This is a genomic window from Phocaeicola faecium, from assembly GCF_014837055.1.
GTDB lineage: Bacteria > Bacteroidota > Bacteroidia > Bacteroidales > Bacteroidaceae > Phocaeicola > Phocaeicola gallinarum.
Genome location: NZ_JACSPQ010000049.1, coordinates 1 through 8,476, shown reverse-complemented (window position 1 = coordinate 8,476; position 8,476 = coordinate 1). Strand labels below are relative to the sequence as shown.

8 protein-coding genes and 2 pseudogenes are annotated in these 8,476 nt (G+C 41.3%); 6 read left to right on the top strand and 4 right to left on the bottom strand.

The genetic code is table 11. The annotated features are described in order from the left end of the window. The 3 genes from H9626_RS13645 to H9626_RS13635 all read right to left on the bottom strand — a co-directional run. Nucleotides 1-294 (bottom strand): BfmA/BtgA family mobilization protein (locus tag H9626_RS13645; RefSeq protein ID WP_306666769.1); only part of this gene is annotated, 294 nt, incomplete at its 3' end. Nucleotides 295-407: 113 nt separating this feature from the next. Further along, nucleotides 408-608, bottom strand: coding sequence for a hypothetical protein (locus tag H9626_RS13640; RefSeq protein WP_191710836.1), 201 nt, complete (start codon nucleotides 606-608; stop codon nucleotides 408-410). Nucleotides 609-637: 29 nt separating this feature from the next. Next, complete coding sequence (locus tag H9626_RS13635) at nucleotides 638-1,618, bottom strand: replication initiation protein (protein WP_172557070.1); 981 nt, start codon at nucleotides 1,616-1,618, stop codon at nucleotides 638-640. 290 nt (nucleotides 1,619-1,908) lie between these two features. Between H9626_RS13635 and H9626_RS15475 the strand changes: the two genes are divergently transcribed. The 6 genes and pseudogenes from H9626_RS15475 to H9626_RS13605 form a co-directional block, all read left to right on the top strand. After that, the gene (locus tag H9626_RS15475) at nucleotides 1,909-2,337 is read left to right on the top strand and encodes a prevent-host-death protein (RefSeq protein ID WP_225231023.1); all 429 of its coding nucleotides are present in this window, start codon (nucleotides 1,909-1,911) and stop codon (nucleotides 2,335-2,337) included. Continuing rightward, nucleotides 2,330-2,599 carry a Txe/YoeB family addiction module toxin gene (locus H9626_RS13625; RefSeq protein WP_032536520.1) on the top strand — a complete coding sequence of 90 codons (270 nt, stop codon included), beginning with the start codon at nucleotides 2,330-2,332 and terminating at the stop codon, nucleotides 2,597-2,599. The genes H9626_RS15475 and H9626_RS13625 overlap by 8 nt, the downstream gene beginning before the upstream one ends. A 490-nt stretch (nucleotides 2,600-3,089) precedes the next feature. Next, on the top strand, nucleotides 3,090-3,692 hold the full coding sequence (locus H9626_RS13620; protein ID WP_191710835.1) for a BfmA/BtgA family mobilization protein: 603 nt from the start codon (nucleotides 3,090-3,092) through the stop codon (nucleotides 3,690-3,692). Next, on the top strand, nucleotides 3,689-4,588 hold the full coding sequence (locus H9626_RS13615) for a DUF5712 family protein (RefSeq protein WP_191710834.1): 900 nt from the start codon (nucleotides 3,689-3,691) through the stop codon (nucleotides 4,586-4,588). Before H9626_RS13620 ends, H9626_RS13615 begins: the two co-directional genes overlap by 4 nt. Nucleotides 4,589-5,124: 536 nt before the next feature. Beyond that, entirely contained in the window at nucleotides 5,125-7,050 is a 1,926-nt protein-coding gene (gene tet(Q), locus H9626_RS13610) for a tetracycline resistance ribosomal protection protein Tet(Q) (protein ID WP_004291466.1), read from the top strand. After that, nucleotides 7,050-7,889: pseudogene (locus H9626_RS13605) on the top strand (hybrid sensor histidine kinase/response regulator); the annotation flags it as partial. The gene tet(Q) and the pseudogene H9626_RS13605, both read left to right, overlap by 1 nt. A 261-nt stretch (nucleotides 7,890-8,150) precedes the next feature. On the opposite strand, the pseudogene H9626_RS13600 reads toward H9626_RS13605, so the two are convergent. Further along, nucleotides 8,151-8,476, bottom strand: a pseudogene (locus H9626_RS13600) (hypothetical protein); the annotation flags it as partial.

Here is an 8,476-nt window from a genome sequence, read left to right as displayed (position 1 = left end):
GACTGCCTGTAGTAGTTGGCGAATCGCTTCTGTTCCCTCATTGCTTGTCTGCATGGTCGCTTTTACTTCATTCAATTCTCCGATGATCTTTTCCAAGGGGGAGTAATCAAGTGCGTTACTCTTCAGGTCGAAACCTGTGCGTTCAAAGTATTCCAGGGCGAGAGAAACGAACTCTTTCCGTAATATGCCGTTTGCCCGGCAGTATATCTCCAGCCGTTCAGATGTTTCTCCGCTTATTGAGATTGTAGTCTTTTCCGGCTTGCTTTTGGGTTGTATGGTTGCTTTATCTGTCATACCTTAACCGATTGATATAAATATGCTTATAATATGCTTGATATGCTGGTTTTATGCTTCTTTTTAATTGAATATGCTGTAAATATACCGAATATTCCTGAAATATATTCAGGTTACTTGGTCTTTTTTTCGCTTAAAGTGATATGAGAATCCACAAAGCACCCTCCGAAGCCGGATAAGGCGTCTGGTTGCGTGTAAGTGACTGTTACAAGGGTTTGTCCCATGAATGTCTCAATCTTGTCTATAATGGCTTCCATTGGCTTTCCTAAGCCTGTAGCTTCAGCTGATACCAATATCAAATCTCCTTCTTTCATGTCTTTGTTTTTTTGATTGTGTGACAAAATCAAAGTTTCTTTCTGTCTTTAATTTTTCCCTTGATAGCATTGATTATATAACCTTTTGGGTTCTTCTTTTCCCTTGATTTCCCTTTTAGAATGGCGAGTTCATTAAGGAAGTCTGGAAGTAAGGTTTGTGCTGATATAAACAGATCTAGATTGTTTTTAATCTCTTTATCTGAAAACTCAATCGAGTTTTTAAGATAACTTCTTATTTCCGGAGCTAACGACCAGCTTAAAGCAGTCTGTTTTTGAAGGTCATGTTTTTCCAAATCACTGTCACGGTGTTCCGGTTGATATACCGGATAAAACTTTATGGCCGTTATCTTTCGCCCTGTTTTGAGCGGTGTGTACTCAAAGGTATATGGGCTGACTTCATCAAGCTCTTTTTTTGCAGCATCCACAACATAACGTATAAAATCGTTGATGCGCTCGTATTTGTCTGTTACGCAAAACATTTCCTTTAGCTGTTCTATAGAGTATATCAGAGGAGTTTTCTGGTTGCTCAACAACTCATAAAAGCGCATTGAAAACTGGCTCTTAAAGCTCATGGCTGCTTTCAGTTCGTATTTCCTGAAACCCTTTGAGAAATCAAGTATGCAGTCCCATACACGTGGGTGTACCTGAAAGGATAATACTGAAGAACGCTTCCGTATATAAGGCAAGGCTATGATAGAGATACTTTGCCAGATCTCATCATCTTCATACTCAAAGATCTTTCGCTGAAGCGACTGTAGGGCTTCTTTTACTCTCGCATAATTCTTGTCGTCCTCTCCATTAAGCAGGCAGGCGATAGGCATGGTTATATTTACGCAACTGAAAAGATCATGCTCTATCTTCTGACAGTTATCAGCGAACTTTATACCTTGCAGCTCTCCTTGAGCCATTTCTACGAGACGATAAATGATACGCTTTTCGTACACATTAAAGTCATATTTTGCAGTAGTCATAATATAACTTTGGATAAGGTCTTTGTTTACTATTGCCATAATTATCAGTGTTTTGCGCAAATATAAGTATTAAAAACGAGTTTTACAAATAAAACTCGTAGATTGTGTGATTAGTATTCAAAAACTCGTAGTTAAACTTTGAAATAGTATTCAAAAACTCGCAGTTAGTATTCAAAAACTCGTAGTTAGATCGCTGTTGATGATTGTAATATTCTGTTTGTCAGATTGTTAAAGTGCATTTTTTAAAAGTTGATAAGCATATAACAAGTAATGCTTAAAAACAAGTCATAAAATTTTAGCCTGAATGTGGCTTCCAGACCTCCAAATCCGTGAAAAACGAGTTTTTGAATGTTTGTGAAAGCAAAGCAAAAGCCAGCGCAGCGTTCTTTGAGGAACGAATTTTCCGCGCGTGTACACAAATAAGTACACAAAACTTTTGTTTTATTGATTTTTATCCCTATTTTTGCGGTGAAAACCAATATATTAGAACTATGCAGATTGTTACAACACGCGAATTTCGTGCCAATCAGAAGAAATACTTCGAAATGGCAGAGACGGAAACGATCCTGGTCTCCAGACGCAATGCAGCCCCTATTATGGTGTGTGCAGTCAGAGAAGGTGATTTCCCTTCAAAGGAAGAACTTGCGGCCATCCAGAGAGGTATTGAAGATATCCGAAACGGAAATACCTTCAGAATGGCTAAAAACGAGTCTCTGGATGATTTTCTTAACCGTATAGAGGGCGAAGGCAATGTATGAGATAGAATTTTCCAAAGAAGCGGTAAAACATGTCCTGTTGATGAGAAAATCCTCTCCGCAGCTTTTCAGGAAGCTGGAGAAGCTGCTTGATGAACTCCGGGAACACCCGTACACGGGTACAGGGCATCCGGAACAGTTGAGATACCTGGAGGGTGTCTGGTCAAGGCAGCTGGACAAGAAGAACCGTATCAGGTATATGGTCAACGAGACTACCGTAATTGTGTTTATCATTTCAGCCTGGGGACATTATGACGACAAATGAAGGATTGCAGTAAGTTCCGAAACGGCACATACTGCAATCCTTTTGAATTTGTGACAGAATCAAAATAACTTATATCATATATCCAAGCAAACGGCTGCACTCGTCGGGAGTGTTGGTACACCCCCTTGCCGTGCGGCGCTCCCCGACCGATGAGTTTTTTGTGGTGTTCCGGACACGTTCTGTTGTGCGGTTTTGTTGGGTATTTCTGTTGTGTACCGGGCGTGCGGTTTTCGTGTGTGTTTACGTGTGTGGGATAGGTTCTATCTCTCCCCGTCCCCTTTGCTAATTTCGCGCTGGGGAGGGTGTTCGATAGAACAGCAAGAGGAAACCGGGCAAGCCCTGTTTTTTCCTCTTGCCCTACGGGGTTATGCTTTGAAAATCAAAGCATTAGAAAAATTAACCGCTATATGTTGGTTATAACGAATAAATATATTATCTTGTAAACCAATTAGTTAGTATATTAATTTGTTATAATAAGCCTTATAATTATATGGAAAAAGACAGTAAAACAACAGTAGCGGTAGAACGTACTACTTTTGCTAAACTTGACCGTCTGGCCAAGGCAAACAGTGTGTCAAAAATGGAGTATATTACTCATGCCATAAACTACTTTGAGAAGTACGGTATAAACCCGGTCGAGCATGAAAGCCCAGCACAGGAAATGCAGAAGCTTATCAAGCGCATGGACCAGGTGTTCGCATTCCTGAAGAAACAGGAAACGGATCTTGTGCGTCCGGCTTGTGAAGCTCTGGCCGGAGCCAGCACACAGATAACCATAAGCCTTTCATCCTTACTTTCGGAAGAAAAGTTCAGGCGGTTCCTGAAGGATAACAAGGAACTGCTTGCCGGGATAATCAACAGTTCCGACAACAACGGCAAGGCCATAGGCAGGGCAGAAAAAGCGGTGCGGGATGCAGATTCAACTATCAGGAAGAACCAGGATATTATCTTCAAGCGGATAGAAGCCAGCGAAACGGCACAGATTAAAGCCTATAAGCATATCGTTTCCTTCCTCGATGCAAAAGGAAAGACCGGGCTGCTCGATGATATAAACAAAGTCTATGAGAGGGAAAAGGAAAGGAGGGGGCTATGAACATAAAGATTCAGGGTGGCGGTTCCGGAACCTATGCCAATACAGGGAGCTGCACAGGAGTAACGACCTATCTCCAGCATGAGGATCTGGAGCGCATGAAGAACGGCCGGGAAGTGCAGCCGTTTTTCAATAACTCACGTGACTACATAAGCGCAAAGGAAGTAACCTTCAAGATAGACAACAACAAGGCAAAATTAAGCCGGAACGATGCGAAGTTCTATGTGATCACGGTAAGCCCTTCCAGCCGGGAGCTGGAGAAAATGGGCAAGACAGAGAAAGAACAGGCTGAAGCCATGAGAAAGTATGTCCGTGATGATGTGATGCAGCACTATGCGGAAGGGTTCGGAAAAGGTCTGAACAAAGAGGATATCGAGTATTACGGAAAGATCCATTTTGAGAGGAAGGGAGCCGACCGGTACGACATGCACGCACATATCATCGTAAGCCGGAAGGACAGGAGCAACACCAGGAAGCTAAGCCCAAAGACCAACCACACCGGGAAGAAGAACTGCGGAAACGTGAAAGGAGGTTTTGACAGGACAGATTTTTTCCGAAAGTGTGAATCTTCATTTGACAAGCGCACAGGGTATGACCGGGCTCCGGAACAGACCTTCGACTATCTCAATACCATGAAGAACGGAAGCCCGAAAGAAATCTTCCAGAAGAAGGAATGGGCAGAACGTGTGAACCATGAACGGCTTGAGAAGATGAAGGCCGAATGGAGCCGGGATCTTCAGGAACTGCACCAGGAACAAGGCCGTGAAGAGATCCAACAACAGGGAAACAGTATATCCCAAGTTCCGGATATCAACCAGGCACCGCAGAGAAAGAAACAACAGGAGGAAGAAATCGACCAGCCCAGGAAAAGAAGCCGGGGTTTTGGAATGGGTATGTGATTTTATTCTGAGAGTATGGACTTAGTGCTGTTCACAAAGAATTTTTGCCGTTCACAAAACAAATTTGCAGATATCCGGAAAAAGTTACAGGAGCCAGTTGCTCAAAACTGTCCCGGTATTGTGCCGTTATAATTGCAGAAGAAAACGGAATTGCTTATATTTGTAGAACTCAAGCGTAGGCTCTGGCAAGCCCATTGCGGAAACGCATGGGGAAAATGGCGACTGGTTTCGGTCGCCATTTTTATTGCCCACAAAAAAGGGGGCACTCTTGCTGGTGTTGTTCAAACATTTCTACTTATTTGTACTTGCCAGTTGAACCTACGCTTCCCTAATAAAATGTCTATGGTAAAAAGTTAAAAAATCCTCCCACTTTTGTTAGATATATTTTTTTGTGTAATTTTGTAATCGTTATGCGGCAGTAATAATATACATATTAATACGAGTTAGTAATCCTGTAGTTCTCATATGCTACGAGGAGGTATTAAAAGGTGCGTTTCGACAATGCATCTACTGTAGTATATTATTGCTTAATCCAAATGAATATTATAAATTTAGGAATTCTTGCTCACATTGATGCAGGAAAAACTTCCGTAACCGAGAATCTGCTGTTTGCCAGTGGAGCAACGGAAAAGTGCGGCCGTGTGGATAATGGTGACACCATAACGGACTCTATGGATATAGAGAAACGTAGAGGAATTACTGTCCGGGCTTCTACGACATCTATTATCTGGAATGGAGTGAAATGCAATATCATTGACACTCCGGGACACATGGATTTTATTGCGGAAGTGGAGCGGACATTCAAAATGCTTGATGGAGCAGTCCTCATCTTATCCGCAAAGGAAGGCATACAAGCGCAGACAAAGTTGCTGTTCAGTACTTTACAAAAGCTGCAAATCCCGACAATTATATTTATCAATAAGATTGACCGTGCCGGTGTGAATTTGGAGCGTTTGTATATGGATATAAAAACAAATCTGTCGCAAGATGTCCTGTTTATGCAAACTGTTGTCGATGGATCGGTTTATCCGGTTTGCTCCCAAACATATATAAAGGAAGAATACAAAGAATTTGTATGCAACCATGACGACGATATATTAGAACGATATTTGGCGGATAGCGAAATTTCACCGGCTGATTATTGGAATACGATAATCGCTCTTGTGGCAAAAGCCAAAGTCTATCCGGTGCTACATGGATCAGCAATGTTCAATATCGGTATCAATGAGTTGTTGGACGCCATTTCTTCTTTTATACTTCCTCCGGCATCAGTCTCAAACAGACTTTCAGCTTATCTCTATAAGATAGAGCATGACCCCAAAGGGCATAAAAGAAGTTTTCTTAAAATAATTGACGGAAGTCTGAGACTTCGAGACGTTGTAAGAATCAACGATTCGGAAAAATTCATCAAGATTAAAAATCTAAAGACTATTTATCAGGGCAGAGAGATAAATGTTGATGAAGTGGGTGCCAATGATATCGCGATTGTAGAAGATATAGAAGATTTTCGAATCGGAGATTATTTAGGTGCTAAACCTTGTTTGATTCAAGGATTATCTCATCAGCATCCCGCTCTCAAATCCTCCGTCCGGCCAAATAAGCCCGAAGAGAGAAGCAAGGTGATATCCGCTCTGAATACATTGTGGATTGAAGACCCGTCTTTGTCCTTTTCCATAAACTCATATAGTGATGAATTGGAAATCTCGTTATATGGTTTGACCCAAAAGGAAATCATACAGACATTGCTGGAAGAACGATTTTCCGTAAAGGTCCATTTTGATGAGATCAAGACTATCTACAAAGAACGACCTATAAAAAAGGTCAATAAGATTATTCAGATCGAAGTACCACCCAACCCTTACTGGGCCACAATAGGGCTGACTCTTGAACCCTTACCGTTAGGGGCAGGGTTGCAAATCGAAAGTGACATCTCCTATGGTTATCTGAACCATTCTTTTCAAAATGCCGTTTTTGAAGGGATTCGTATGTCTTGCCAATCTGGTTTACATGGATGGGAAGTGACAGATCTGAAAGTAACTTTTACTCAAGCCGAGTATTATAGCCCGGTAAGTACACCTGCTGATTTCAGACAGCTGACCCCTTATGTCTTCAGGCTGGCTTTGCAACAGTCAGGTGTGGACATTCTCGAACCGATGCTCTGTTTTGAGTTGCAGATACCCCAAGTAGCGAGTTCCAAAGCTATTACAGATTTGCAAAAACTGATGTCTGAGATTGAAGACATCAGTTGTAATAATGAGTGGTGTCATATTAAAGGGAAAGTTCCATTAAATACAAGTAAAGACTATGCCTCAGAAGTAAGTTCGTACACTAAGGGCTTAGGCATTTTTATGGTTAAGCCATGTGGGTATCAAATAACAAAAGACGGTTATTCTGATAATATCCGCATGAACGAAAAAGATAAACTTTTATTCATGTTCCAAAAATCAATGTCATTAAAATAATGGAGCGGTCAGGAAATTTCTATAAGGCAATACGGTTGGGATATATACTTATCTCCATTCTTATCGGATGTATGGCATATAATAGCCTCTATGAATGGCAGGAGATAGAAGCATTAGAACTTGGCAATAAAAAAATAGACGAGCTCCGAAAAGAAATAAACAATATCAATATTCAAATGATAAAATTTTCTCTATTGGGTGAAACAATACTGGAATGGAACGATAAAGATATCGAGCATTACCATGCACGGCGTATGGCAATGGACAGTATGCTCTGCCGTTTCAAGGCCACCTATCCAGCAGAGCGCATCGATAGTGTGCGCAGTCTTTTAGAGGATAAGGAACGACAGATGTTCCAGATAGTCCGGTTAATGGATGAACAACAATCTATTAACAAGAAGATAGCCAATCAAATTCCGGTTATTGTACAGAAAAGTGTGCAGGAACAGTCCAAAAAGCCAAAACGAAAAGGTTTCTTAGGCATATTCGGCAAAAAAAAGGAAGTAACTCCAGCAGTATCAACCACTATCCTTCATTCGGTCAATAGAAACGTAATCAGCGAACAGAAAGTGCAGGATCGCCAATTGTCGGAACAAGCCGACAGCCTTGCAGCTCGTAATGCAGAACTTAACAGACAACTGCAAGAATTGATTTGCCAAATAGAAGAAAAGGTACAAACCGAACTGCAAAGCCGGGAAAACGAAATAGTTGCCATGCGTGAAAAGTCATTTATGCAAGTAGGCGGTTTAATGGGATTCGTTCTTCTATTGTTGTTAATTTCCTACATCATCATACATCGTGATGCAAAAAGCATTAAACAATACAAGCACAAGACAACTGCCCCCATGTAGTCAATCCGAGGAGTTTTACATTAATCTTCACAGACATAAATGTCCCCTCTCGTTGTCATCTTAAAAATCGGAATTTTATGATTGACAAATCATAAAATCAGCTAAAGACTTCTTTCAACCTTCATAGGTGTAGAATCTTTTGGCATTTCTATTCGCAATGTTATGAAAAAAGCATCAAAATACCAACCAATTTTTGCTGTATATTGGCTCCAATGCCGTTTTTCTACCTATTTTCTACCCGATTGGCTGTTACAGTTCTGTATTTACTTTGATTTTCCCTATTGTTTTTTGTTCGTCACGTACACGGCAAAGTTCCCGGTGTGCTTTTTCTTTATACTCCTGAAGAGCTTTGATTTCGTTACGCAATCGGTTGTTTTCTTCCTGAAGAACCTGTAGTTCTTTGGCCTGTTCTGCGGCCAGACTTTCCGCTTTGGCCTTTGCTTCTGTTGCCTGGGCTATAAGTTCTGGAGCTGGAAGCTGTTTTGCGGTCTGTTCCCGGACTGCCTGTAGTAGTTGGCGAATCGCTTCTGTTCCCTCATTGCTTGTCTGCATGGTCGCTTTTACTTCATTCAATT

What these genes read in the sequence shown, in the direction of transcription:
- H9626_RS13640 (WP_191710836.1), bottom strand. Translation starts at nt 608, where the DNA reads ATGAAAGAAGGAGATTTGATATTGGTATCAGCTGAAGCTACAGGCTTA.
- H9626_RS13635 (WP_172557070.1), bottom strand. Translation starts at nt 1,618, where the DNA reads ATGGCAATAGTAAACAAAGACCTTATCCAAAGTTATATTATGACTACT.
- H9626_RS13625 (WP_032536520.1), top strand. Translation starts at nt 2,330, where the DNA reads ATGTATGAGATAGAATTTTCCAAAGAAGCGGTAAAACATGTCCTGTTG.
- H9626_RS13620 (WP_191710835.1), top strand. Translation starts at nt 3,090, where the DNA reads ATGGAAAAAGACAGTAAAACAACAGTAGCGGTAGAACGTACTACTTTT.
- H9626_RS13615 (WP_191710834.1), top strand. Translation starts at nt 3,689, where the DNA reads ATGAACATAAAGATTCAGGGTGGCGGTTCCGGAACCTATGCCAATACA.